General features: G+C 58.5%; 20 protein-coding genes. 7 read left to right on the forward strand and 13 right to left on the reverse strand.

The window, feature by feature from the left end; genetic code table 11:
• Positions 1 to 110 precede the first annotated feature (110 nt).
• From rpsI to GSQ80_RS23665, 3 genes are all read right to left on the reverse strand, one after another.
• Entirely contained in the window at positions 111 to 506 is a 396-nt protein-coding gene (gene rpsI / locus GSQ80_RS12625; protein ID WP_158787967.1) for a 30S ribosomal protein S9, read from the reverse strand.
• A gap of 91 nt (positions 507 to 597) precedes the next feature.
• Positions 598 to 1,098, reverse strand: a complete 501-nt coding sequence (rplM, locus tag GSQ80_RS12630; RefSeq protein WP_158787968.1) for a 50S ribosomal protein L13 — start codon at positions 1,096 to 1,098, stop codon at positions 598 to 600.
• A gap of 485 nt (positions 1,099 to 1,583) precedes the next feature.
• A complete protein-coding gene (locus tag GSQ80_RS23665) occupies positions 1,584 to 1,709 on the reverse strand; it encodes a hypothetical protein (protein ID WP_256369896.1) in 126 nt (41 codons plus the stop codon).
• Between GSQ80_RS23665 and GSQ80_RS12640 the strand changes: the two genes are divergently transcribed.
• Positions 1,692 to 2,402 (forward strand): energy transducer TonB, encoded by a 711-nt coding sequence (locus GSQ80_RS12640; protein WP_216850299.1) that lies wholly within the window; start codon positions 1,692 to 1,694, stop codon positions 2,400 to 2,402. The two genes, GSQ80_RS23665 and GSQ80_RS12640, sit on opposite strands and share 18 nt — an antisense overlap.
• Here GSQ80_RS12640 and GSQ80_RS12645 read toward each other — a convergent pair.
• From GSQ80_RS12645 to GSQ80_RS12680, 8 genes are all read right to left on the reverse strand, one after another.
• Positions 2,399 to 5,344 carry a carboxypeptidase regulatory-like domain-containing protein gene (locus tag GSQ80_RS12645; protein ID WP_158787971.1) on the reverse strand — a complete coding sequence of 982 codons (2,946 nt, stop codon included), beginning with the start codon at positions 5,342 to 5,344 and terminating at the stop codon, positions 2,399 to 2,401. The genes GSQ80_RS12640 and GSQ80_RS12645 overlap by 4 nt on opposite strands.
• Before the next feature lie 121 nt (positions 5,345 to 5,465).
• On the reverse strand, positions 5,466 to 8,234 hold the full coding sequence (locus GSQ80_RS12650) for a TonB-dependent receptor (RefSeq protein ID WP_158787972.1): 2,769 nt from the start codon (positions 8,232 to 8,234) through the stop codon (positions 5,466 to 5,468).
• Between the two features lie 328 nt (positions 8,235 to 8,562).
• Positions 8,563 to 10,266 carry a glycosyltransferase family 39 protein gene (locus GSQ80_RS12655; protein WP_254059614.1) on the reverse strand — a complete coding sequence of 568 codons (1,704 nt, stop codon included), beginning with the start codon at positions 10,264 to 10,266 and terminating at the stop codon, positions 8,563 to 8,565.
• A 162-nt stretch (positions 10,267 to 10,428) separates the two neighbouring features.
• On the reverse strand, positions 10,429 to 11,799 hold the full coding sequence (locus tag GSQ80_RS12660) for a hypothetical protein (RefSeq protein ID WP_158787973.1): 1,371 nt from the start codon (positions 11,797 to 11,799) through the stop codon (positions 10,429 to 10,431).
• Positions 11,800 to 12,029: 230 nt separating this feature from the next.
• Positions 12,030 to 13,136 (reverse strand): ABC transporter permease, encoded by a 1,107-nt coding sequence (locus GSQ80_RS12665; RefSeq protein ID WP_158787974.1) that lies wholly within the window; start codon positions 13,134 to 13,136, stop codon positions 12,030 to 12,032.
• Between the two features lie 99 nt (positions 13,137 to 13,235).
• A complete protein-coding gene (locus GSQ80_RS12670) occupies positions 13,236 to 14,708 on the reverse strand; it encodes a hypothetical protein (protein ID WP_158787975.1) in 1,473 nt (490 codons plus the stop codon).
• Between the two features lie 121 nt (positions 14,709 to 14,829).
• A complete protein-coding gene (locus tag GSQ80_RS12675; protein WP_158787976.1) occupies positions 14,830 to 15,912 on the reverse strand; it encodes a hypothetical protein in 1,083 nt (360 codons plus the stop codon).
• A 49-nt stretch (positions 15,913 to 15,961) separates the two neighbouring features.
• Positions 15,962 to 17,041 (reverse strand): radical SAM protein, encoded by a 1,080-nt coding sequence (locus GSQ80_RS12680; RefSeq protein ID WP_371315712.1) that lies wholly within the window; start codon positions 17,039 to 17,041, stop codon positions 15,962 to 15,964.
• A gap of 89 nt (positions 17,042 to 17,130) precedes the next feature.
• Between GSQ80_RS12680 and iscX the strand changes: the two genes are divergently transcribed.
• Positions 17,131 to 17,352, forward strand: a complete 222-nt coding sequence (iscX, locus tag GSQ80_RS12685; RefSeq protein WP_158787977.1) for a Fe-S cluster assembly protein IscX — start codon at positions 17,131 to 17,133, stop codon at positions 17,350 to 17,352.
• 155 nt (positions 17,353 to 17,507) lie between these two features.
• Positions 17,508 to 18,188, forward strand: a complete 681-nt coding sequence (locus GSQ80_RS12690) for a TetR/AcrR family transcriptional regulator (RefSeq protein ID WP_158787978.1) — start codon at positions 17,508 to 17,510, stop codon at positions 18,186 to 18,188.
• Between the two features lie 45 nt (positions 18,189 to 18,233).
• On the opposite strand, the gene GSQ80_RS12695 is transcribed toward GSQ80_RS12690, so the two are convergent.
• Positions 18,234 to 18,890 (reverse strand): thioredoxin domain-containing protein, encoded by a 657-nt coding sequence (locus GSQ80_RS12695; RefSeq protein ID WP_254059615.1) that lies wholly within the window; start codon positions 18,888 to 18,890, stop codon positions 18,234 to 18,236.
• 187 nt (positions 18,891 to 19,077) lie between these two features.
• Here GSQ80_RS12695 and rmuC point away from each other — a divergent pair, with 187 nt between their 5' ends.
• The 4 genes from rmuC (at position 19,078) to GSQ80_RS12715 (ending at position 23,401) form a co-directional block, all read left to right on the forward strand.
• Positions 19,078 to 20,457 (forward strand): DNA recombination protein RmuC, encoded by a 1,380-nt coding sequence (gene rmuC, locus GSQ80_RS12700; protein WP_158787979.1) that lies wholly within the window; start codon positions 19,078 to 19,080, stop codon positions 20,455 to 20,457.
• Positions 20,458 to 20,877: 420 nt separating this feature from the next.
• A complete protein-coding gene (locus GSQ80_RS12705) occupies positions 20,878 to 21,120 on the forward strand; it encodes an acyl carrier protein (protein ID WP_158787980.1) in 243 nt (80 codons plus the stop codon).
• A gap of 71 nt (positions 21,121 to 21,191) precedes the next feature.
• The gene (gene fabF / locus GSQ80_RS12710) at positions 21,192 to 22,445 is read left to right on the forward strand and encodes a beta-ketoacyl-ACP synthase II (protein ID WP_158787981.1); all 1,254 of its coding nucleotides are present in this window, start codon (positions 21,192 to 21,194) and stop codon (positions 22,443 to 22,445) included.
• A gap of 119 nt (positions 22,446 to 22,564) precedes the next feature.
• Positions 22,565 to 23,401, forward strand: a complete 837-nt coding sequence (locus tag GSQ80_RS12715; protein ID WP_158787982.1) for an alpha/beta fold hydrolase — start codon at positions 22,565 to 22,567, stop codon at positions 23,399 to 23,401.
• Between the two features lie 60 nt (positions 23,402 to 23,461).
• Here GSQ80_RS12715 and GSQ80_RS12720 read toward each other — a convergent pair whose 3' ends face one another.
• Complete coding sequence (locus tag GSQ80_RS12720) at positions 23,462 to 24,211, reverse strand: YIP1 family protein (protein ID WP_254059616.1); 750 nt, start codon at positions 24,209 to 24,211, stop codon at positions 23,462 to 23,464.
• Between the last annotated feature and the right edge of the window lie 6 nt (positions 24,212 to 24,217).

Below are 24,217 nucleotides of genomic sequence, written 5' to 3' on the forward strand. Positions count from 1 at the left end.
GATGCCGGTGGGTGAAGCGGATGAAGCTGGTTCTCAGTTGTCAGTTCTCAGTTGTCCGTAAGAGCGAAGCAAATCTGAGAACTAACAACTGAGAACTGAGAACCCAAGCGTTACCGCTTGCTGAATTGGAAGCGAGCGCGAGCGCCCTTCTGGCCGTACTTCTTGCGTTCCTTACCGCGCGAATCACGCGTGACCATACCGCCGGCCTTGAGCGTCTTGCGCAGCTCTACGTTGAACTCCATCAGTGCGCGGGCGATGCCGAGCTTGACTGCATCCGCCTGGCCGTTGACGCCGCCACCCTTTACGGTGGAGAGGACGTCGAAGGTCTCGTTGATGTCGGCAATGCCGAGGGGAAGCTTCGCCGCGACGCGCTGTGCCGGGGTCACGAAGTACTCCTCAAACTGCTTGCCGTTGACGGTAAACTTGCCCGAGCCGGGGCGCAGGAAGACGCGGGCGATTGCGCTCTTGCGACGTCCGGTGCCGTAGTACTGAATCAAATCTGCCATGTTGAATCCTCTGAGTGCCGGGGCCTGAGGCCCATGAAATTTTGTGCCGCGTAAGCTGCTGGCTTCTAGCTAGTGGCTAGAAGCTGAATCCTTAGGCCGACTGCTTGGCGTGCTCTTGCTTCTTGTGCAGTACCAGCGGCGTACCGGAGCGGTGCATCTCCATGGCGGTGGGCTGCTGGGCGTGGTGCGGATGCTCGGCACCCTTGTAGACCTTGAGCTTGGTGGCCATCTGGCGGCCGAGCTTGCTCTTGGGCAACATGCCCTTGATGGCCTCCTCGAGGATCTTCTCGGGACGGCGAACGAGCAGCTTGCTGTACTCTTCCTCGCGCAGACCGCCGGGGAAACCGGTGTAGCGGCGATAGAGCTTCTGGCCAGCCTTCATGCCGGTAACTTCGATCTTCTCGGCATTGATGACGATGACGTGATCACCCATATCGATATAGGGGGTGTAGAGCGGGTTCAACTTGCCCGCCAGAACGCTGGCGGCGTGCGAGGCGAGGCGGCCGAGCGTTTGGCCGGAGGCGTCGAGCACGAACCACTTGCGCTGAATGTCTTTGCCGCTGGGGATCGTTGTCGTCTGATTGAGGTTCATCTGGGTTACTCCCTGGTTCTGCCGTCTTCGTGAAGCAACTGCGCGGCTTGAAGCGCGAAGATTGTTTGCAGTCGTGCGTTAGGCGGCGAGACGAGCGCGGACACGATGTCCACGGAGGCCAAAGCCGGAGTTGCGGTTGAGCGCACAGAGCCCTTGTGGCCGGATCTTCTTGAGGACTGGATCTAGCTGCAAGCGACTGGGGAGTGGGTGCTTCGAAGGCCGGCTAGCTCCAGATGCTGAGGAACTTGCCCTGCCTCGAGTGGACTCACCTCGATGTCTGGCTCCCGCTCTCCTCGTTGCCGCCCGAAGTTCGGGCACACGGAGGTACAGGCGCGAGACTGCGCGAGTTATCAGGATAAGGCAGGCTGGGGGTGGGAGTCAAGGACAAGTTTACCCCGGAATTGGAGGCTCAACCCCCTTCCGGGCCAATGTTTCCAGCATAATTGGTCGTGCGAACCCGAGCGATTGTCCGCAAATTCAGCCTGTTAGCCCTGCCACTCGTCGTGAACTGCCTTCCAGCTCTCGGCCAGACCACCTTCGATGCCGTCAATGCCCGGCTGGTCGGCCAGCCACTTTACCTTCGCGGTTTCTGGATGGAGGACGATCTGCACTTCGATGCCTCCGGCCAGCCGGAGAAAAAATACCACGGGAGCACCTTTACCGAGGCAGGAATCGATGTCTCCCAAGTAAGTCTGGCTGGAGGCAAGCTCCACATCAAAGGCCAAAGGATGGGGTTGACCTTCGAGAATCTCGCCCCGAAACGAGTCAAGCTCAGCGCGAAGAAGTACAACGGTGAGATCAGCATCGAGATTCAGTCGCCGGTAGACGGAGACTTTGACAAGGCCCTCACGGAAATCTTTGCGCCAGACCTCACGAGCCTGGTGCCAGCCATGCCCTTCTACTGGCAGTACTACGCCCGAAATCATCTCCTTGCTTCAAAAGGGCAAACCAAACCCAGCCCGGAAACGACTGAAGCGGCCAAGCCCACTGCTCCCAGTGCAAGTGGCAACGCCATACTGTCGCATGGCGGCGGGATAAAGCATCCTACCGTCACCCATCTGGAGGAACCGCAATTCAGCGATGCCGCCCGCTTGTTGAAATACTCTGGAATTGTCGAGGTTTACCTGTGGGTTTTGCCAGACGGTACTCCATCTCAACTGAGCATCGTCAAACCGGCGGGTCTGGGACTGGATGAACAGGCGCTTTACGCCGTCTCGAAATATAGGTTCAAACCAGCAACCAAGGATGGCAAGTCGGTAACGACTGATCTCTACGTGGACGTGAACTTTCAGCTCCCCGATTAGAAGTTGAAATACGTCCTGAGCATGATGACCCGATTGGCGTTGCTGGACCCGCCATAGGGATTGTTCAGCGAGATCGACTGGCCGAATTGCGGCGATGAAAGAACTCCTACTGGCGGTCCGGCGTTGACGTCGTTGAAGACGTTCTGCGCGTCCAGACCGATGGTCCAGCTATAGCGCGGGTCGGGCTTCGGTGCTGGACCTTTCGGCGCTGGGGCTCCCGGAGGAGGCGGCGGGACGGGATCTCGCGGGCCAAACTTGAAGGTTCGGCCTAACCCGAAATCGAGCTCGAAAAATGCAGGTCCCTTGGCGTAGTCGAATGGGATCGTCTTCTCTCCCGGCTGCGGGTTGGCGTCGAAGCTTCCGTACTTCGTGTTGTAGATAATCGACTCGTTGGTGGGGTTGGTCGCGAATGCTGGACGGTCGTTGTAGATCGTATCGCCGTTGAGGTCTGTACCCGTGGTGATGTTGAACGGCGTCTTCGCCGTGGCGGAGAGAAACGCATTGACGCTTATACCAAACGGAAGCTGGTAGAAGGAGCCAACAAAGAGCCGCTGATTGGGATAGGGCGCGGTGCCGTAATCGTCGCGAACGTTGTAGCTGTTGGACGGGAAGTTAGTGGCGCCTGTGGTGTCTTCATACAACTTGCGGGTCGTATAGAACGCAAAGAGAAAGAGCTTCTTGGTGGGGTTTGCGTTGAGGCGCACGAAGAAGCGCTCACGCCGCATCGTGCCGCCAGACTGGAATTGGTACACCGCCTGCGTGGTGCCCAGGGGGTAGGTGCCGGAAGGCGGCGTAGTCGCATTGCCGGGGTTGTAGGTCCCGGGCAGAGGCGCGTTGGTATTGATCGAGGTCCACTGATGCTCGCCCTGGCCGAAAAGGAAGTTGAAGCTGACGCTCCCCTTGTTCCATAGGTTCCGTTCCAGCGACACGCCCTCATCGATCTCGTATTCGGAGCGAAGGTGCGGGCTAATCTGGTAGGTGGTCGGCGGTTGGGCGGTGAGAGTGTCGGTGGGTGGAATGGTTGGATAAAAGTCAGGGTTAGCGACGTAATACGACACCTGCGTGACGCCGTTCTGACGTATCGAGGTGAGGATATTGGTCGACACAAAGCGGTCATAGAAGATGCCGCCGCCGCCGCGCAGTGTGAAGACGGGCGGCTTCTTCGCTTTCTGCCCAATGGCCCAGGCGAAGCCGGCGCGCGGTGCTGGATCGAAGTGATCGGGAATCCCGGTTTGCGACTCGATGCGCAATCCATAATCGAGCGTGAAGTTGTTGGAGATCTTCCACTCGTCCTCTGCGAAGACGCCGAGATCGCCGGTCAGCACCACGGCACTGGGATCTCCGGCGGTGATATTGAACTGCGTCGGCCCACCGCAGACCGGGCCCTGTTCCGTGGTCACGCAGGTGGCGCGAATTTCGGCGTCGGTCTCGTTGTTGGCGAGCCCCTGCTCGGTGATCTGGTACGCCGTGATCGAGGGGAAGGTGAACTGGCCGTTGTAGTTCGCGGTTGCGAGGTTGGCATCTCTCAGCAGACGATAGCGACCGCCGAAGCGCATGAAATGTTTGGTGCCCTGCTGACGGGTGAAGATCTCCTGAAACTCGTAACGGTCCTGGTGATCGCTCGTCACCTGGCTGGGACTGCCGCCGCCGTTGAAGGCGCCTTGGACATTGAGTGCTGGAGCATCGCTCACCGGGGTCTGCGTGAGGCGCGTGCGCAGGTACTGGAAGTGCGCCTCCGAGACCATCTTCGCGCCGATTACCTGCGTGTCTTCGACCTGCAGGGTCTGCGTCGTGGTGGTGCTGTTGAAACCCTCCGACGGCAGTACCAGAAGCCCCACGCCTCCGTTGCTTACCTGCGCGTTGGTGTAGTCATACTTCATGATGAGCGTGTTGTTCGGCGTGACCTGGCGATCGATGCGGCCGGAGTAATCGGCCGTGACGGTGGGGTTCGGGAGGGCCTGCGTAAATGGGGTGGGCTGAAAGTTTGCGTCGAGCGTGGTGGCAACGACGATCGCGTTGGTCTGCTGATTGTTGTACTGAACGTTGAGGAAGATCGAGGTCTTCTTGTTGATGGGACCGCTCAGATCGCCGAAGACGAAAAAGGAGTGATACGGCGGCTGCACGCCAACGTACGGATTCGAGGTATTGAAGGAACTGTCGTTACCGGAAGCGAAGATCTGACCGTGAAATTTGTCGGTGCCCGGCTTAGTGAAGATCTCGATGCGTCCGTATCCCAGCTCCGAATATTCCGCCGAGTAGGGATTCTGGTTGATGCGAATCTCGCGAATCGTGTTCTTGGGTGGAAATTTGCCGCCGCTGAAGCCATCGACATACAACGTCGGCCCATTCTGTCCGTCGCCGTTGCCGGCAAGCGCCTGGATCTGCTTTTGGAAAGTGTCGTCGTCGTCGGAGAATGTTTTGAGCGCATCACCTTTGAGGACGAGCGCGCTCTTGTTGTCGGCTGCGGCATTGCTCTCGGCGCCGGAAGGAACGGTGACCTCTTCGGCCTGCGTGGCAATCACGAGCACGGCATGGATGCTCGCCGAAGCTCCGTCGCCCGTGAGTTTCACGGTCGTGGTGTAGGGCTCAAATCCCTGCGAAACAATGAGCACGTTATAGACGCCGGCCGGCAGCGGAAGGCTGAATCGGCCGCTGTCGTCGGTGAAGGCATCGCGCCGAAGGGTTGTGCTTTCAACATGCACCTGGGCGTGGGTCACGCTCGCGCCGGACGGGTCGACTACTGTACCGCTCAGAACACTATTGTTTGCTGCCGGCTGGGCATCGGTGAGAGGTTGAGAGAGCGCCGCATGCGGCGACGGCGCCTCGGTTTTCTGGGCCGCCTGAACTGGCGCGCGACCTTTCGCCGCAACAGGTTGGCAGAGCGACAGCGCCTCGACACAGCACAGCGCAAAGACACAACTGGCCTGTCGAAGGCTCAACATTCAAGGACCGCCCAGGGAGAAATCACGTTCGCAGATACGTGTTCGAGATAGGACTACCCGGCAATGAAAATGTCATCGCATTCCGACAATAATTTTGAATAAATGAGATGCGGCCGCCGCGCTAGAAACTGAAGTTGCAGTGCAACGTCACTGTGCGGTTCGACGACGTGCTGATGCCGCCCAACGAGAACGGCGAGTTGAGAGAGATCGACTGGCCGAATAATGGCGACGTCAGCACCCCAACCGGCTGGCCAGGATTGACGTGATTGAAGATGTTGTTTGCCTCTATCCCAAACGTGAGGGTGTAGGGGCGATCCGGTTTGGGCGTGGGACCATTGGCTGCAGGAGTGCCCGGCACCGGCGCTGTAGTCGCGGGGCGTGGACCGATCTGGAACGCCCGCTCGAGATGCACAAGCAGAAAATAGAAGTTGGGCGAGTCGCCGTAGTTGAAAGGGATGATCGGCTCTCCAGGCTGCGGATTCGCATCGAAAGTTCCGAAACGTGTCTTGTAAATCTGGGAGTTCTCCGTTGGGTTGGTGGCGAACGCCGGACGATCGTTATAGATAGTATCCCCGTTCAGATCCGTGCCCGTGGTGATGTTGAAGGGCGATCCGGTCTGTATGGATCCCCACAGGCTGCCAGTAAAACCATACGGCAGCTTCAGCGTGGTTCCGGCGAAGATCTGGACGTTGGGATTTGCCTCGCGCGCGTAGTCAACGTGCGGATCATACTGGTTGCTCGGGAAACAGGTGTCGCAGGGCGCGTCATTCTTTTGTGTCAGCGCGAAGTACCCCGTCGCAAACAACGACACACGCTTGCTCACCTGCAGGTTGGTGCTGGCATTGATGAAGTTGTCCAGGGCCATGCCGCCGGAACTGAACTGGTAGATATTCTGATCGCCCCCCATGGGTCGCACGCCGCTGCTTGGATCGGCAGGGTCATACGTGCCTGGCAGCGGCGCATTGATGTTGCGGGACAGGTATTGATGGTTCGTGCGCCAGAAGATGTAGTTCACGCTCGCGGTACCCATCTTGCCGATGCGACGCTCAATCGTGGCGCCACCGATGATGTCATATTGGGTTCGCAGGTTCGGATCGATGTTATAGAGCGTGGGAGGAACGGGGCCGAGCGCTGCCACGGGCGGCGGAGTGTTGAGGTATTGCTGGTAGAAGTCAGGATTGGTGATGAAGTAGGCTGCCTGCTGCGTGCCGCTCTGCCGGCGGACGGCGGTGAGGATGTTGGAAGAAGCAAAGCGGTCATAGAAGATGCCCCCTCCGCCGCGCAACACGAAGTATGCCCTGTGCTTGGCAGTCTTCCCCGGGGCCCAGGCAAACCCGACGCGGGGCGCGGGGTTTACATGATCCGCAATGCCTGACTGGCTCTCGTAGCGAAATCCATAATCAAGCGTAAGGTTCTTGGTTACCTTCCACTCGTCTTCAGCAAACACACCAACGTCGCTGGTGAAGACCACCGCATTGGCCTGCCCCGCCGTTAGGTTGTATTGAGTGGTCTGGCCGGTACTGGCGAAGATCTGCGCTGGTGTTTCCCCTTCCAGGGCCAGTTGGTAGGTCGCGAGGTCGGGAAAAGTGAACTGCCCGTTGTAGCCGGAAAGGGTCTCATTCGCCTCGCGCAACCCGCGGTAGCGGCCGCCGATACGCACAAAATGTGTTCTATGCTCGACTGTCAGAAGCTCCTGGAATTCGTAGTCGTCCTGATGGTCACTCTGGAATTGCGCCGGGCTGCCGCCTGCATTGAAGGCCCCCTGCACCACGATCGTCGCCGCAGTACTTACAGGTCTTTGATCCAGCCGCGTACGGATGTATTGGAAGTGTGTGTCCGAGATAATCTTTGCGCCGATCACCTGCGTATCCGATAACTGCAGGGTGTTGGTTGTAGTCGTGGTGTCCAGGCCTTCGCTTGGAAGCACCAGGAGCCCTACACCACTGTTGTTGAATGTAATTTCGTTGTACTCATACCTTCCCATGAAGGTATTGGTCGGCGTGATCTGGCGATCCAGACGTCCACTGTAGTTTTGCGTAACCTGCGGCGCCGGCACTGCTTCATTCACCGGCGTCAGCAGCGTGGGGTCGATCGTGACGACAATCGCGTTGTTCTGCAAATCGTTGAGTAACCCGCTCACGAAGAAAGACGTCTTCGAGTTGAACGACCCGCTTACATTTCCGTTGAGGTTGAGCGTGTAGTAGGGAGGCTCGACGGTCGCGTACGGGTTCCGCGCATTGAAGACATTGTCTGTGCCCGAACTGTCGAACTCGCCATGCAGCGTGCTTGTTCCCGGCTTCGTGGAGATCTCCACGCGGCCAAATCCCAGGCGGTCATACTGCGCCGAGTAAGGGTTTTGATTGATCCGAATCTGGGCGATCGTGTTCTTCGGTGGAAAGCGTCCGTTGGAGAAACCGTTGATCAGGATCTCCGGCGGCTTGGAGCTTTCCCCTCCCGCCATCGCGAGAATCTCCTGCTGGAACATGCTGTCGTCGTCAGAGAATTCTTTGAGTTGGTCAGTGTTCAAGACCAGAGCGCTCTTGTTCTCCGCCGCCGCGGTGCTGCCGGTATCCTGCGATGGGACGGTGATCGTCTCCGGTACCGCCGCTATCTGTAGCCTGATATTGAGGTTTGCCCGGGGAGTTCGTTCCGTCAGCGTGATGTTGGTGGTGTAGGTCCTGAAGCCGGTGGCCGTGACCGTGACCGCGTAGGATCCCAGCGGAAGCGGCATGTTGAAGGTTCCCGTCGAATCCGTCGTCGCGTCACGCCGCTGACTGCTGCTCTCCACGTGTACAGCAGCCCGATTGATCCTGGCGCCCGACGGATCCGCGACAGTGCCGCTCAGGATGCCCAAACCCGCTGGCGTCTCAGGATGGGCGGGTTGCATCATCGCAGCGCCGGCGTAGCTGGCTGATGTCGTCGCGAAACAGTGCCGCGGCCCAGCGGCCCCGCAAATTACCAGGGCGCAACCAGTCAACCAGGAACTCAATGTCCAGGACCACCCGCGAACAATCACGTCAACAAGTACCCGCTCGAGATAATTACTTGGGAGGTCAACAAAACTACAGAAGTTCCTGCGAGAGTTTATGTGGGAAATAAGCTCCCGTGATCTTATCCCATTAATCTGATATGTCCGCATCCGAATTCGCCCGTGTGAGCGGAGCTTGCGATCCTGTTTCCAACCCCGCTATGCGTGTTGCCGATAAGCAACATCCTTGTCAGTGTTCCAGTTGGTTATCGCTAGGCTGCTGGCCCATCTTCGTCAGCAGCGGTTTCGGGATGTGCCGCCGCGCCCGGTGCCGTGGCGGCGGTGTCTCGGTTCCCGGATCCAGTCGATAGAGGATCAGGAGGTTGCGATCAGGATCGTCGTAGGCGGGAAAGGCGGCGACCCGTTTCATCTGGTACATCGGCGTGATGGCATCGGCCTTGTCGTCCTCCACATCGTTCCAGGCCGCGTACCATCCTGGCTTGTACTGCTTCACGCGCACATCCATATCGGAGGTGCCGAAGTCGTCATCAATCGAGGGCAGCCCGGTCATCAGCGTCAGGTCCGAGCCCGAGATGGACAGGATCAGGTGCGAGTGCGTCGTATCTCCGAGCACAATCTTCTTGATGCCCTGAGCAGCCGCTTCGAATTCATACGTGGGGTGCCGCAGGTATCCAATCTGCTGCACCGCATCCGGAATCGCAATCGCCATCACCAACACCGCACAGCCGATCGAGGCTACCAACCCACCCGCTCGGCTTTGTGCCTGGCGAAAGCTATCGATGCCCATCGCGACAACCACGGTGATCGGCACCGCGACCACCAGGTAATACCGCGGTTGCAGGTTGTTGTGATACGCAAGGAACGCGAAGTACCCACCAATCCAGAGCAGCAGCGCCGGAAAAAGCGGGTTGGTCAGGATGCGCGGACGCCAAAAGAGCGCCAGGGCAATCACTGCGAAGAAGGTCACATAGATCAGCGTTCCCATCCATGCACCGTCGGTGATGGTGTTGAGAATGACCTTCGCTATCGGCTCAAGGCCGATTCCGGTGTAAGCATTTGCCGAGAAAAGATATTGATAATCCTCAAGATAATGCGGCCGAACGAAGAGGAAGAAATACGCGCACCATAGAACAGCGCCACCGATCACCGGTGGCAGGGCGAGTCGCAGCGCCGGCCGGATCCGGTATCCCGCGCGCGCCCATATCATGTAGAAGATTGCCGGCATTAAACAGATGCCCGTCGTCTTGGTGAGGATCAGTCCAGGCAGTAACAACGCCAGCAGGACCGCGGACCCGAGGCCGCGAAGACGTCTTCCGTGCAGGCGAATCGGTTGTATCTCCGAGGCAATCAGCAATCCCAGAGCGGTAAGCGCAATCAACAATGGCTCGAGAATTGCCATTCGCATGAAGACAAAGAGGAACGGGCTTGTACACAGAAAGAAGACCGCGATCGGCGCGGCCAGCGATTGCCCGGACTCACTGCTGCGCGGACGCGTATGACGCTGGATGAGCAGGTAAAGCGTGATCAATGTGAAGCCGAAGACGCAGAGCGTGAGCGCGCGCGCGGCTGTGACGGAGACCCCCGTGAACTTGAAGACCAGCAGCTCGATCGCGGGCCATACGGGCAGCGCAACGGCTGGATTGAAGTCACCCTTCCAATACCAGTGACCGCTTACGTAGTGGCGAATCGCGGCGTCACCATACCAGCCTTCGTCCGTGTACTTCGACCAATCCATCCATGGCGAGTGGTTCGGGAAGTCCGCGGTTAGGTGCACAAAGTGCAACGCGAAGAAGACAACCGAAGCCCCGAGCAGTAGCAGACGAATCACTCGCGACGCCGTGATCATCGTTATCGGCCGATGTACCGACACCGTTGCCTTCGCCTGTTTGGGCGTGATTACCGCAGCAGCTGACGAGTTGGAAGCGTTATACATTCCAGGAAGATCGAGCACAAAGGTTGAAGCAAATCAAACGATATCGAAGGTGTCCGAGGCAATCAGGAGCATGAATGCGCCGGGCTCGGATTCCTTCATGAACTGTTAGATGCGATTCCGAATTATAGACATGCCTCAATGCCAAAGCACAAGGCTGCAAGGCTACTGAGGCGCCGGATGCAGTATCGCCTCCAGCGGGCGCGGCGTTGCTCCCGCTGCTCGACAAACCTCGGCAGTTGCCTCGGGCGAGGCAATCAGGAAGTGCAGGTCAGGGGCTCGCAGGTTGGCGAAATCGTATTCCGAACAGATAGACCAGCCCTTGAGATCGAGGTCATTTCCCAGCTCCCACAGGCTGAAGCCGCTCACGAAGGCATAGTTTGGATGTTCGGCGGCGCACACCTTCACTCGATCTTCAAATGGAAGCGCAGCGCTCGCTCGACCATTAACCAGGCCGGCCATGTCGCACAGGGGCGATTGCGTAAAGTACCCGATATAGCCCACATCGAAGGCAACTAGTTTCAGGGAACTCAAGCGCTCTAGATGCTGCGTCCGGAACTCCGCGAAGCTTTGCTCTCGCGCGCGAAACTCGCGATGGAGCAGGATGGACTCGATCGGTGCGGCGATCAGCAGCAGGCAGACCACGCCATAGGCTGCGAACTTTAACATCTGCGCGGGTAACCGGCGCGGCTGCGCTTCACTCCAGCGCAGTTCCAGGATGTTCCAGAGGATTGGGAAAATGAGTGTCCACACGAAGTACCGAACACCCTGCACCTCCTGTCCACGATGGATCGCAAGCGCCAGTACAAGCGGGAACGGGCTGTTCGCTGCAAGCATGGACAAGGAGACGCGCCGCTTGTACACGACCACGGCTGCCGCTGTCAGAAGCCAAAACAACAGAAGGATCACGCCCATCGACATTGCGCTGACAAATACGGAGGTCGTTGCATGCAGGGTCGACATCCATGGAGCCTGGGCGTCGGCCTTGGCGATGGCCGTGTCGGGGATCAAGGCGTGCATGCTCAAATAAATCACTCCGGCCGCGACGATGCTTCCAAACAACGGCGCAGCGCAGGATATCGCTAAACGAAGCCGCGCCCGCAGGCCACCTGGTGATGCCGACTCGTAGCGCACAAAGAACAACGTGAGGCTCGCCACTGCCATCAGCAGCAAAAACTCGACTCGCGCAAGCGTGGCTACCAGTCCCAGGATAAATAGCCACGCAAACGATCGGTTCGAAATTTGCTGGGTATGGCCAAGACGCGAGATGGAAAAGACCAGAAGGGAGATAAGACAAAGCGTGAGCGACGTTTCCATTCCGTCGTCCAGCCAGCGCACCGCCATCGGCATTACCAGGATGGTCAACAATAGCAAAGCAAATGCCCATGCCAGCCGAGGTGCCGAGCGAAGCGCCCGTGGGAACGCCCACGCCAGACCCGCGAACAGCACCACGTGAAATACCGAGGACACCGCCCGCGGCAACACCGGGGATTGAAACAACCCACGCAAGCCGGCGAGTAGCCATACATACAGCAAGCTGGACGTTCCGTAATCCGGGTGAACTCCATCGTAGGAGATCATGTGATTTCGCAGGAGGTTTACCGCATACCGAAGATGAATAAATGCATCATCCTGTACGGCGGGCCAGGATAATCGCAGCCACACGAGGAGCCATACCGCAAGAAGAATCGTCAGGCTTCGATAGCTCTTCGGCATTCCACTCTTTCCTGGCTTACCTGCTCCAGAGATCCTTCAGTGTAGGAACGCTATTCATAGGACAATGCGTCAATAGGATCTTTCCGCGCAGCTTTCAATGCGGGATACAGTGCTCCCATGAGCGCGCCGCCCAGCGCAATGCCAACTGCAATGGCAACCCACTCGCCCGTGACCTGAAAACTCAGCGTCGGAAAGCGTACCCGCAGAACATTCTTGAGGACATACGTGGCAATCACGCCCAGGGTCGTACCCACGATCGCCAGCAGCATCGTCTCACGCAGCACCACGGACACGATCACCAGTCGTCCAGCACCCATCGACTTCAATATCCCAATCTCACGCGTGCGTTCAAGCACAGCCGTATACATCGACTGAAAGATCACCAGAAAGCCGATGATCGTCGCGATGCTAATCACTACGTTGAGCGCAATGTTGAATCCCGGGAGATGTTCGGGCGTAAGCATCGAGAGCAGCTCCTGGCTCGTTTGCACCGTCCAGTCCTGCAGACCATCGGTAGAGAGAATCTCTTTGCGAACATCCTCTTGATACTTGGGCGAATCCTGTGTCCTGAGGTAGAACGCAGACGCCTTGCCAGGATTGTTATCCAGCGCATCCATCGTCGTCAAAGGAATGTACTTGCGCGCACCTTTGCCATGCTCGACAATCCCGCAAACCGTGAAGGTATGGTTGAGCACCTTCACCGAGTCACCTATCTTCGTTCCCTTGCCGGACTTCGCCTGCAGGTCGTCAATGATGAGGTCAAAGTCGTTCTTGAACGGGCCGCCGCCGAGAAACACGAAGGGGCGCAAGGCGTTGTAGCTCTGAAAATCAATCCCGTAGATATTCTCAACGGAGCTGCCCGCCGTGAACTTGATATTGACCGGCGCAACCACCTGCACATGCGGAAGCTCGCCAAGCACCTTGGCAATGCGCACATCCGCGGACGCAGAACTGGTCATCATCAAGGCAGTCGCCGCCCCAGGGTGCACAACCATATCCATGCCAATCCCTGTGGTCTGCGTGCGGCTGCCGTTCAAAATACCGTAAAAGATAGCCACTACCGAGAGAATCATGATGACCTCGATGGCGACGGCGAAGGCGCTGATGACAGAGCGCAGCGGACGATGAATGAGATTGCCGAAGATCAGTTTATTCATGGGTGATGCTGAATGTACTCATGGTGATGGCAGTAGCTTTCATAGTAGCGCACCGCCCGTCGATTGCGCCCGGCGCAGCGCACAGCAAGAGCCGCCAATTTACCCGTGCGCCTGGGCAACGATGGGGCGCGCCCCAGCCAGCCTGCGGCCTGAAGGTGTAGGCGCCCTGCCCAGAAAAAGGGTTCCCAGAATCGGCGCAATGCGGGTGACCACGATGATCGCCAGCATCATTCCAAAGTTGCCATACCCCATAAAGTAGATCATGCCACCAACAAGCTGTTCCGGGGCCGCGTGCGCAAGCCACACGACGACCATCAGTCCCCAGGGATATTTCGTCATGTCGCCGACGACGAAATCGACGCTACTGAACAACAGGAGCCAGATCAGCGGAAGCAGCCACAAGATGCCACCCCACCCTTCGCAATGAAATGCCTCCGCTACAGGACTGAACGATATCCCGGTCGTGTAGTCTTCCGCTGCGAGGCCGGAACCCATCTCATGCGCATAAAAGTTGCCGCTAAAAGTTACCTGCTTGTCTTGATTGAGGAAGTGGGGCACAAGGTTCCCGAAATATTGATAAATGGGCGCCATCCCCTCGTAATGGTTCTGTGTTGAAAACGTGAAGAGTTGATCATCTGGAGGGATCATCGACATCCGTTCAATCAAGGATCCCTGTGGCTCGTTGTAATACTCCGCTACGCCCATCTCCCGCGTTACTCCGAGTTGCTTAACATGGTCGTTCAAGACCGACCGATGCGTAAGGAGATACCAGGCTAAGACTACGTGCTGGTCATTATCCATTCCTTCAGCCAGATCGCGCGATGCGGAGAGTGGCGAGATGAAGCCAAAGCTTAGGACGGCCATCGCAACGACAGCCACCACATGGATAAAGCGCACTCTCAGTCGAGCGTAAAAAGCGCCAACCGCCCAGCAGACCATGGGCGAGAGCATGATTTGTTTAGAGAAGGAAATTAAGCCTAGGTAGCCAAAATAGACGATCACGGCAGCGCTGATCATATTGACAGAACGCCGTCCCCCGCTGTCCTTGATGGCGCCGATGGTTGCCAGAATGATGGCGAGGGGGCCAAAGACATTCACCTGGTTGAGCGCGCTGACGACGCCTCCTTGCGCGTTCCCGAAGACTGGCACTGCAAAAAGAATTGCGAGCCACACAATGGCGCAACCCAGAGCAGCGGCGCTGTAGTTGAGTTCAGCCTTGCTGAAACCGCCTCCGACTCCCATCGCCCGGAAGTCTATCTTTCGATTGATCAGAGTGACTAGCAGCAACATCACCATGCTGCTGGTATAGAGAGCCATGTCGAGTAATGGGTCGAGAAGGTTGCTGTCTGCCGGTTCGCCCAGCACTGCCTTATAGGTAACCCCGACGATCACAATGAGCGTGGAATACCAGAAGATATACGCACCTGTGATCCTGCTGAACCCTTCCGCAAAGTTGAAGGCGAGTACGCTCAGAATAACGAAGGCGAAATACAGAATGCTGAAGAGCAGGCCGGTGTGTTGAATCTGCTGCACGCAGAAAAATACGGAGGCAAAAACAAATACCTTCGACAAGGGGATTCGCGTTGGGAGCGAAAGGCGCACTAAAACGAGTTTACAAGACACTTGCGGCAGAAATCCGCGAGATCCGCTGCCAACGGTCGCCCTCCTTGCAAAGATTGGTCAGCCCGGTGTCTTACTCCTCCTGCATGCGAGCGCGGGACTGTGCAGCCGGCCGTATCCACTCGCTCCATAAAATCAGGGCGATACAGGGCATCATGAATGCCGCGAGTTCGCTGAAGATTCGAATCTCAATCACCACACCCACCAGCAGCATGGCGACAGCCCATAAGGCCATGACGATTGCAGCGGAATGGGCTAGCGCTCGATCGCCTATCTTGTTGAACTTTGCGATAAACAGTGGAAGCGTAAATCCAAATAATGAGAGCAGCAGCGCCCACTGAGGAGGCTTCATCAGTGACCGTAGATTTCCGGCCAGGCGAATTCCAAACCATCGCGTTGGCATCGACCCCTCGAGGGGATTGTTGCGAAAGTGATGCTCAATCCACATTCGTAAGGCGATCCAGATTAACAATTGGACAGCCACGTACGGAAGAACCTTCGCCCATGGGCGTCCAATGGCGCCGGGCGCTTCCTTCGCATATCTGTTCTTGAACCAGGTATAGAGCGCAAGGAACAACGGAATGAAAATGATTGTCTCCCGGTTCAACGTTCCGATCGCAACAACCAGCGTCAGAGCCGCATACCGCTTCGCTATCACCAGCCACACCGAAACCACGAATGCAGTCAGCGAGAGAACATCGTACGGCAGCATGAAGATTCCATAGCCGACAACAAGATTGAAATACGCCATGTACAAGATGAGCAGTGAGGCCCACGCCGAAAACGTTCGATCTCCTGTCAGGAGTTGCAGCGTAGATCGACCCGCCAGGATGCAAACGACCATGGCAACAAAGTTGACGATCAATATCGCAACAGCATACGGGCTCTGCAAAGCGTCAGGCAGATGAGCACCAAGGTGGGTGAGAGCACCGCTCCAGTGCGGATTCGCGGCTGTCGCCTTCAAAACCCAGGCCATCAACACGCGGCCCTGGAAGGGCATCATGGCTGTTCCGTTAGCATAGGCGGCCAAGTCCAAATACGGTGCATTGCGCCACACATACCGAATCGTGAACTGGGCGCAGGCCAGAAGCACGAAGATCCACCAGCCAATTTGGGCAGATCGAGACATCGAGCCGGGCTGATCATCAGCATGCATCGCTTGCGTCTCCGCGAAGGAAATGGTTGTCCAGGAGCGTTTGGAAGGATTATTGAATTTGTACGAGACCGGCCTCGGCGCCGTGCCCCGCACCGCCCGGCGTGATGGTGGTCTTCTGCGGAGAGCGCCAGTGGTCGATATAGCTCACCTGGTGGACGCAGCTGATCGTGCAGTTCGGTGCACACGACTTCTCCGTGAGGAACTCACGCTTCACAATCTCCGTCGTATACTCGGCTACCGGAATCCCGGGATACCCACGCTGCTGCGAGCAGTAAGAAACGATCCCATTCTCGTCCACGTAGAGATAACGCGAACCCGCGCGGCAGCGCCAGTCATTCGGCAAACCATTCGCGATGGCTTCCTGAAATCCGTTGAAGCGGGAGTAGCTGCGCCGCGTCAGCCGCCGCACTTCGTCCCACACCTTGCGCTCACGATCGCCAAGCGGCTTTAGCTGCCCGCTGCCGTCATGAATAATCCCAATCGTCGAGCTGAAACCCAGTGCCAGTGCGCGTTTGGAGATCGTCAGCGCGTCTTCGGGATTTGCAATTCCGCCGCCCACAACCGAATTGATGTTCACATGAAAGTCGGCGTGCTCGGCCAGCATTGCCAGCTTGGCGTCCAGGACTTTCAGCGACTTCTTCGATACCTCATCCGGCATCACGTTGTCGATGGAAATCTGCATGTGATCGAGGCCGGCTTCGTTCAGCCGCTTAATCCGCTCGGGCATCAGCAAGTAGCCGTTGGTGATCATGCCGGCAATCGCGCCCGTCTTCCGAATCTGCCGGATCACGTCTTCGAGCTGCGGATGAAGCAGCGGTTCGCCGCCGGAGATGGTGATCACCGACGTCCCTAGCCGTCCCAGGTGGTCGATCCTGCGCTTCATCTCCTCGATATCCACGGGATCCGACACGTCGTCGAACTCATTGCAATAGGTGCAGGCCAGGTTGCAGCGACGCATCGGCACAATATGCGCCATGTACGGATGAGAGGTCCCAGCGACGGCCGAGGCAATCGACCCCAGTTCGCGGAGCTTGCGGGTTGCGGCGATCAACCGCCGACGGGTGGTCATGCGGCGCGTTCCCTGAGCCTTGGCGGGTGCTGTTTTCGGAGCTGGTGTCGTCGTTGTCATGCGGCTTGGTTATTCTATCGTGTCGGCCCTGCTGCGCGCCTGCACCACTCCCCGCCGCTCGCAGTAAACTAGCCTCGGAGGCGACACCCATGCCGCACGAACTCGACTGGTCCGACACCCTGGAGATTGGCATTCAACTGCAGGAGATGTTTCCCGACACCGATCCCTACTCGGTCCGCTTCACCGACCTCCACAAGTGGGTAACCCAGCTTCCCGGCTTCAAGGGCGACCCCACCAAATCCAACGAAGGCCTCCTCGAGGCCATCCAGACCGCCTGGCACGAAGAGTACGAAGACGCAAAAGACGCCTAGGCCAAACGTCGCCGGCCTTCTGGTTTCGTACATCGCACGCGTGCGAGAGAAAAAGTTTTCCCTTTATTTAATCCATAGTCACCAGTTCCTCTTAAGCTGCTTGCCGAACAGAATTCTGCTGCGCAAGCAACGTTCGGAGGCTACCATCGTTGCGTATGAGTCTTTCGGCACCTCCCACGCCCAACCTCCCTCCGCCAACCCTCGCCGCTAAGCCCCAAGCCGGACGCCCCCGCTCCTTCGATCGTGAGCAGGCCCTCGACGCCGCGATGCGGGTGTTTTGGAAGCAGGGTTACGAAGGCGCTTCTCTGACCGCGCTCACCGCCGCCATGAGGATTAACCGCCCCAGCCTTTACGCGGCGTTCGGCGACAAAGCCAATCTCTTCCGCGAGGCTGTCGCACGTTACGGCACTGGCCCGGGTCGCTACGTCCGCCGCGCGCTTGGTCAGCCTCGGGCGCGCCAGGTCGCCGAGATGCTGCTGCGCGGCACCGTTGCCATGGCCACCGATTCGGCCAACCCTGGCGGCTGCCTCTGGGTGCAGGGCGCCCTCGTCGCCAGCACTGAAGGCGAATCTATACGCCAGGAGATGGCGGCCGTCCGCGAGCGTGGTATCGCCCAGATGCGCGACCGCTTCGAGCGCGCCCGCCGCGAAAGCGACCTTCCCGCGTCCACCGACGTTCCGGCCCTCACGCTCTTCCTTGTCAGCATGATGAACGGACTGGCTGTGCAGGCCAGCGGCGGCCATAGTCGCGACGCTCTCAATCGCGCCGTCGACCTTGCCCTCTGCGTCTGGCCCGTTTCCGAAGTAGCTGAGCCCTCGAATACGCCCACCGCATAAGAAAAGCCGCCCGCACAGGCGGACGGCTCTTCCACATCAAAATCATTATTTCGTTGTCTTGTGATGCTCCGCCGGGGCGCCACCGACCGACGCCTGTGCCTGGTCAATCGCCTGGTACAGGTCGGACACATCCTTCACCTGGATCCACCCCTTGGCCGTAACGACCACCAGAGTCGGCGTCTCCGTAAGACCAAGCTTGTTGCCCAGCGCAACATCCTTCTCCACCTCACGCGCCAGTTGGCCCGTGGGATCAATTACGAACGGAAGCTGCTTGCCGTTCTTGGTGAAAAACTGCTGCGTAAAGCGGTTGAGATCGTCCTTGCTGGCAAACTTGAACTGCGACGCGAAGACCTCGCGGCGATACTGCGTGGCCAGCTCCGGTGAGACCTTATCCTGCAGATACCGCGCATAGATGGCCGCTTCGCGGCTCCAGATATGGCCCGGGATCAGGAAGTCATACCGCACATACGGAATCTTGTAATGGTCCACCGCCATATGCACGAACGGGAATGCATGCGCGCAGGCGGGGCATTCCAGGTCCTCCCACTCAACGATTGCGACCTTCGCGCCCGCTGGCGGCACCAGCATCGAGGTGTCCCGGAAGTGATCGGGCTGCTGGCTGGACGGAACAGCGACCTGCGCCTTCGCTGAAACTGTGGAAAGCGAGAACGCGAGGGCGGTCAAAACAATAACTCGAGACATAACAGATAGACGCAAGCGGCTGACCTTTGAGCAAGTGTGCTCCAGCCCTATTGAATCACCTAGCAGCTAAATCGCCAAACGCCCGTGGCTTGTCGGCAACCCGCCCGAAAACTTCCCCGTTACACACATCCGCACAGACCACCTCCGCACCGGAGGAATGCTATCCTCCAAGCGAAGGAAAGTCGAAATGATTCCAGCTCTCATCGTCCTCCAACTCCTCACGCTCGTGGCGCTAATCGTCCTGCTGGTGCGGCGAAATGCCACCACCGCGCCTCCAGCAGAAGACCCTCGCCTCTCGCAGCTGCTTGCCGCCGATTTGCCTGCGCAATTCACGCGCCTCGATGCACGCTCCCAGGGCCTCGATCAGCACCTCCGCGCCGAGCTGTCGCAGCTCCGCACCGATACTGCCTCCTCCAGCACCTCGTTGCGCACCGAAGTCCTGACCAGCATGGATACCCTCGGCAATACCCTGCACTCCAAGCTGGAAACCTCCCGAGTTGGCTTCGCAGCGCAGGCGAACGAAAGCCGCGAGGCGCTGCACTCCCGCCTCAATGAGCTCCGCACCGGCCAGAGCGAGCACCTGGAAACCCTGCGCAAGACTGTCGAAGACCGGCTCGACAAACTCAATGTCACCAACGCCGCCAAGCTCGAGGAAATGCGCATCACCGTCGACGAAAAACTCCACGCCACGCTCCAGACACGGCTCACCGAAAGCTTCGGCCAGGTGACCGACCAGCTCACCAAGGTTCACGCCGGGCTGGGCGAAATGACCAAGCTGTCCGCCGGCGTCGACGATCTCTCGCGGATCTTCACCAACGTAAAATCCCGAGGCACCATCGGCGAAGTCATGCTCGAGACCCTGCTCAAGCAGATGCTCGCGCCCAGCCAGTTCGAGAAGAACGCGAAGCCCAAGGTTGGCTCCAACGAGGTAGTCGAGTTCGTCGTCAAGCTGCCCACGCCCAACGGCGAAGCACTGCTTCCCATCGACTCCAAGTTCCCGCGCGAAGCCTGGGAGCGTCTCGAAACCGCCTACCAGACTGGCGCGGATCTCGTCAGTGCCGGCAAAGCCTTCGAGACGGCCATTCGCAACGAAGGCAAGAAGATTTGCGAGAAATACATTTCTCCGCCGCGCACCACCTCCTTCGCCATCATGTTTCTTCCCACGGAGGGACTCTACGCGGAGGTGATGCGCCGCGACGGACTGCAGACCGACATCCAGCAGAATTGCCATGTCACCATCGCCGGACCCAGCACCCTCTCCGCCATTCTCAACAGCTTCCAGATGGGCTTCCACATGCTGCAGCTTCAGCAGAAAGGCGACGAGGTATGGAAGGTGCTAGCCAACGCCCAAAAGCAATTCGGGAACTTGGGCGTACTCATGACGCGGATGGAAACCCAGGTCAATACCGTGCAGAACACGATCCAAGAGGTCGGCAAACGAACCCGTGTTATCAACAAAGCGCTCAGCGATGTAAGCGTCGACGACGCCCAATCCTCCCTACCCGTCGCCTCTAACTCCGGCTTCGATGGCCTTCTTCCGATGATCGCTGCCAGCGACGACGAATGATCCGCCGCGGCTAGTGCTAGCTTTCTTTACGCCTTAATGTCTTGCGGCGACAGATGGCGCACTCCCACGGATACCACCCAAATGAGGTCAGAATGTATCGCTGAAAGAATCCACGCCGATTTACCCTGCGGAACTTGATTGATCCGCACCAGAAACACACTCTTACTGACATCGTCGCGCCGATCCTTATACCGTCCCGGCCATATCTCTGACCCGGAGATTCACGCTAGAATATACAGGAGTTTGGTCCGCCGAGCATGTTTGGGGGATGCCTGTCGAGGGGTTCCACCGTTCACCCTGCGTCGGCTTTACACCGTCCAACCACGTCGGTATGCTTTCACACTGGGGCAGTCAATCGGGCAGCTCGCTCTAGAAGGTCAATGTCCGCGCCCAACCCAGGACTTCATAGGAGATCGTACGATGGCAGCAGTTGATGAGAAGGTTAAGCAGATTATTGTCGAGCAACTTCAGGTGGATGAAGCCGAAGTCACACCCGGCGCGAGCTTCCAGGAAGATCTCGGTGCCGACTCGCTCGACGTCGTCGAGCTCGTGATGCAGTTCGAAGAGGCCTTCGACATCCAGATCCCGGATGAGGACGCGGAGAAGATCAAAACCGTCAAGGACGCGACCGAGTATATCGAGAAGCACCAGAAAGTTAAGTAGTTAGCTCCACGGATCTGCAGCAGCGGGATAGCTGTTTCTGCAGTCTAAGGACAACAAGGAATGAGAGTAAGATGTCGCATCGTCGTGTCGTTGTAACGGGCATGGGCCTCCTTTGCGGGGTGGGGAATACCGCTCCGCAAATTTGGGAAGGCCTGCTCTCCGGTAAGAGTGGCATGGCTGAGATCACTGCGTTCGATCTCACCGGTCACTCCGTCCGCATTGCTGCCGAGGTCAAAGACTTCGATCCGCACGCCTTCGTGGAGAAGAAGGAGGCCCGCAAGATGGGCCGCTTTATCCACTTCGCCATGGCTGCCGCGCAGGAGGCCATGCAGCACTCCGGCCTAAAGGTCACCGATGAGACTGCCGAGAACGTCGGCGTGCACATCGGCTCCGGCATCGGCGGGTTCGATGTCATCGAGCGCGAACACTCGGCGATGCTCGCCGGCGGCCCGCGCAAGATCTCTCCCTTCTTCATTCCCGCCACGATCATCAACCTCGCCGCCGGGCATGTTTCCATCAAGTACGGCGCCAAGGGACCCAACGAGGCCACCGCGACCGCCTGCACCTCCTCGGCGCACAGCATTGGCGACGCCTTCCGCATCATCCAGCGCGGCGATGCCGATGCCATGATTGCCGGCGGCGCCGAAGCTGCCATTACCCCACTTTCGGTTGGCGGATTCGCCGCCATGAAGGCGCTCTCCACCCGTAACGACGACCCCACCCACGCCTGCCGCCCCTTCGACAAGGATCGCGACGGCTTTGTGTGCGGGGAAGGCGCCGGCATCCTGATCCTCGAGGAGCTGGAGTTCGCCAAGGCTCGCGGAGCCAACATCCTGGCCGAGGTTATCGGTTACGGCATGAGCGGCGACGCTTACCACATGACCGGCATGGCCCCCGAAGGCGATGGCTGCCGCCGCGCCATGCAGGCCGCCCTGCGCGTCGCCGGCATCTCGGCCGACAAGATCGACTACGTCAATGCCCACGCCACCTCCACCCCCGTCGGCGACTCTCTCGAATCCAAGGCCATTGAAAACGTCTTCGGCGAGAAGGCCCTGAGCCACGAGCTGCTGGTCAGCTCCACCAAGTCCATGACCGGCCACCTCCTCGGCGGCGCCGGCGGACTGGAAGCCGGCATCACCATTATGGCCATGGTGAACCAGATTGCCCCACCCACCATGAACCTGGACAACGTTGACCCGGCCTGCCGCCTGAACTACGTCCCCAACAAGCCGCAGTCGGCCAAGATCGACTATGCCCTCTCCAACAGCTTCGGCTTTGGCGGCACCAACGGCTCGCTGGTCTTCAAGCGCTGGGGCGCCGAGTAAGCTCAAACGCCCGTATCAATCGTTCGTGAATTGCAGAAAGGCCCGGCATCTCGCCGGGCCATTTCTCTGCCTGCCGCATCCAATCAAGGCGAACAGTACATCGCACCAGGAGAAGAACTATGGCATACATCAAGGTTGGCGAAGAAAATAGCGCAGACATCGAACTCTATTACGAAGATCTCGGGAGCGGCAAACCCGTCCTGCTCATCCATGGATGGCCACTCAGCAGCGCCTCGTGGGAGCGCCAGACTGCGGCTCTGCTCGCCTCCGGCCACCGCGTCATCGCCTACGACCGCCGTGGCTTTGGCCGCTCCACCAAACCCAGCATCGGCTACGACTACGACACCCTAGCCACCGATACCTACAAGCTGATTGAAGCCCTCGATCTGCACGACATCACCCTCGTCGGCTTCAGCATGGGAGGCGGTGAAGTCGCGCGCTACCTGGGCAAGTATGCCGAGCCCGGCCGCGTGAGCAAGGCCGTCTTCATGTCCTCCGTTGCGCCCGCTCTCCGTCACTCAGGCGACAACCCCGAAGGCGTCGATCCCAAGGTATTCGAAGGCATCAAGCAAGCCATCGAGGCTGATCGCTACGCCTTCCTCGATACCTTCCTCAAAAATTTCTACAATAAGAAACTTGTCGGCGGCACCAACATCTCCGACGAGGCAATCCATGCCAGCTTCAATGTCGGCACCACCTCCAGCTACCACGCCATGCTCAACTGCGTGGACGCCTGGCTCGAAGACTTCCGCGCTGACATCGCCCAGATCAAGATTCCCACCCTCGTCATCCACGGCGACGCTGATCAGATTCTCCCCATCGAGGCTACCGGCAAGCGCACCGCCGCGTTGATCCCCGGCGCTCAATTCCACGTCGTCGCAGGAGGTCCCCACGGCCTCAACTGGACGCACGCCACCGAAGTCAACAAGGTGCTGCTCGAGTTCATCGCGAAGTAGCATTGTGCGCAAGACAAAGAGGCCCGGCTATCAGCCGGGCCTCTTTGCCTGCAACCAGTCTTACCCGCGCGCCGCCGTAATGCCCGTAAGCACCAGCAGCCCGACCAGCCACCAACCTACAGCCACAATCGCCGCCTGTCCCTTGCTCTTCTTCGAAATAATTGCCAGCCCGATCACCGACAACGCGAGCGTCCATAGGCCGAAGATGTCAAAGAAGCTTCCCGCCGTCTGCACCCAGTGCGGCGAGCTCGTCATGTAATATCCGATGTTCGTGCCCACCGGATTATTCAGATCGAAGTTCTCCGTATTCACACCCGCGTAGATGAACACGATATTCAGCAAGCCAATAAAGATCTTTGGCAGCCCTGCGTACATACACACCGCAAAGTTCTGACCAAAGGTAGTCTTTGCTCCCATGCCGAAGTTCAAGCTCGCCCAGTTCAGCAGAGCAACAATTGCCACGAAGATCAAAATGATAAGGGCCGCACCATAGGATCCGTACTTCTGCCCAACCGCGATTCGATGAATCGCCACTGCCCGCTGGTCGGCTGGCAGCGACGCCATTTGTTCCTCGCTCGTTGCACTCTGCGTGACCGACTGTTCCGCCACCCGGTCGAATCCAATCTTCTGATCGATCGCATACGTCGACCCCATCGTCACGATCACCAGCAGCACAAACGGCAGCCACCAACTCGTGCTGCGCAGGATATCTGTGAACGTTTTGCTCGGCGCCACGAACGTGTCTACAACGCGCTCCACCTGCGAAAGCCCACCGCCTTCAGCTGTTCCAGCTACCACCATGTCGGCCATATCAAA

The sequence above is a fragment of the Granulicella sp. L46 genome, from assembly GCF_009765785.1.
In the GTDB taxonomy this organism is placed as follows: domain Bacteria; phylum Acidobacteriota; class Terriglobia; order Terriglobales; family Acidobacteriaceae; genus Granulicella.